We start from the raw sequence: 562 nt of genomic DNA on the forward strand, positions 1-562 counted from the left end.
TAATGCCGTTCACTTAAGCAAGTGAACGGCATTTTTCATGGTGCGAATCTTGCTCATACTTCGCTCATGTTGACTCACTCATTTCCGTCCCTATGGTTGGCAAGGCTCACAAACACCCTGATTTCTCTGCTCTTTCTCAGAAAATTGATCCTCAATGGATCGTCCACGCCCTTGCAGTGACCGGCAAAGCCAGCGTGCGACGGCGTAAATTGCCGGCCGAGCAGGTCGTCTGGCTTCTGATCGCGCTGGCTATGTTCCGGCATCAATCCATCCCGGAAGTCGCTGCCCATCTCGATTTGGTGCTGCCCGACGAGGCTAACCCCGACATTGCCAAAAGCGCTTTGACCCAGGCACGACAGCGGCTCGGAGAAGAACCATTGGCTCAACTCTTCACACTCTGCGCCGGGGCTTGGGATGAACGGCAGCGACGCGGACGCACTTGGCGTGGGTTAGCCCGTTATGCCATCGATGGCAGCACCCTCCGAACCTCCGACACGCCGGAAAATCGCCAGCACTTTGGTGCTCAGGTCTATGCCTCGGGCGTTGTGGCAAGCTACCCCCA

Annotated in this window: 1 protein-coding gene; it reads left to right on the forward strand. The window is 56.8% G+C overall.

Annotated elements, in window-relative coordinates; genetic code table 11:
• Positions 1-92: 92 nt before the first annotated feature.
• Positions 93-562 (forward strand): transposase domain-containing protein (locus HA052_RS27175; RefSeq protein ID WP_206119080.1); only part of this gene is annotated, 470 nt, incomplete at its 3' end.

The organism is Chromobacterium fluminis (assembly GCF_011602385.1).
GTDB lineage: Bacteria > Pseudomonadota > Gammaproteobacteria > Burkholderiales > Chromobacteriaceae > Chromobacterium > Chromobacterium fluminis.